This is a genomic window from Aeromicrobium halocynthiae, from assembly GCF_039531385.1.
Taxonomy (GTDB): domain Bacteria; phylum Actinomycetota; class Actinomycetes; order Propionibacteriales; family Nocardioidaceae; genus Aeromicrobium; species Aeromicrobium halocynthiae.
Genome location: NZ_BAAAPY010000026.1, coordinates 1 through 1,080, shown reverse-complemented (window position 1 = coordinate 1,080; position 1,080 = coordinate 1). Strand labels below are relative to the sequence as shown.

General features: G+C 65.1%; 1 protein-coding gene. It reads left to right on the top strand.

Annotation, left to right across the window (positions count from 1 at the left end; translation table 11 throughout):
- Nucleotides 1-145: 145 nt before the first annotated feature.
- The coding region (locus ABD213_RS15015) for an IS110 family transposase (RefSeq protein WP_344330301.1) at nt 146-1,080 on the top strand (935 nt) is incomplete at its 3' end.

Here is a 1,080-nt window from a genome sequence, read left to right as displayed (position 1 = left end):
TGCTGGCCGGGCGGGCGTGACCTCATAGGAGCCTGATCGCAACAGTCTCATCACAGTCCCGTCCACCCGACCGGCCAGCGTCACTCACCGGCTTGGAAGGGCAAGCACTATGAGCATGCAACAGGTTGTGTCGCACCGTCGAGTCGTGGTCGGCGTCGACACCCACAAGTACGTCCATGTCGCTGTCGCGATCGACGATCTTGGCGCCGTGTTGGACAGCAGGTCGTTCGTCGCCGACGCCGGCGGCTATGGCCAGCTGATCGACTGGGCGGCATCGTTCGGAGGCAAACTGACCTTCGGGATCGAAGGCACTGGATCCTATGGCGCCGGCTTGGCCGGCGCGGTCCGTCGACGTGGAATCGGAGCTCTCGAGGTCGTGCGCACGGACCGGCGCGATCGTCGGCTGCGGGGCAAGTCCGACACCATCGATGCCGAGAACGCAGCCAAAGCGGTTCTCGCCGGGCTGGCGACTGCGGTTCCGAAATCCGCTGATGGTGTCGTGGAGATGATCCGGCAGGTCAAGGTTGCCAAGGACATCGCGGTCAAGGCCAGAACGTCAGCCATGATCAGCTTGAAGCAGGTCATCGTGAACGCGCCCGATGAGCTCCGCCAAGAGTTGCAGCCGATGTCGAAGATGGCGCTGATCAACCGCTGCGCTGGACTGCGACCGGGACGAGTCACGACCGTCGAGGCAGCAACGAAGCACACGCTCCGTTCCATCGCGCGGCGCTGGCAGCAACTCAACGCCGAGATCGTCGCGCACGAAAAGATCCTCTCTGAACTGACCGCATCGACCGCGCCCGAACTGGCCAAGGCCTTCGCGGTCGGTCCTGACACCGCTGCGGAGATGCTGATCGTCGCTGGCGACAACCCCGAACGCGTCCGGTCCGAGGCCGCGTTCGCCCGTCTCTGCGGCGTCGCGCCCATCCCTGCATCGTCAGGAATGACGACCCGGCATCGGTTGAACCGGGGCGGCCATCGCCAGGCCAACGCTGCGCTCTACCGGGTCGTGATCGTGCGGATGCAACACCACGAACCGACCAAGGCCTACGTCGCTCGGCGGACGTCGGAGGGCAAGAC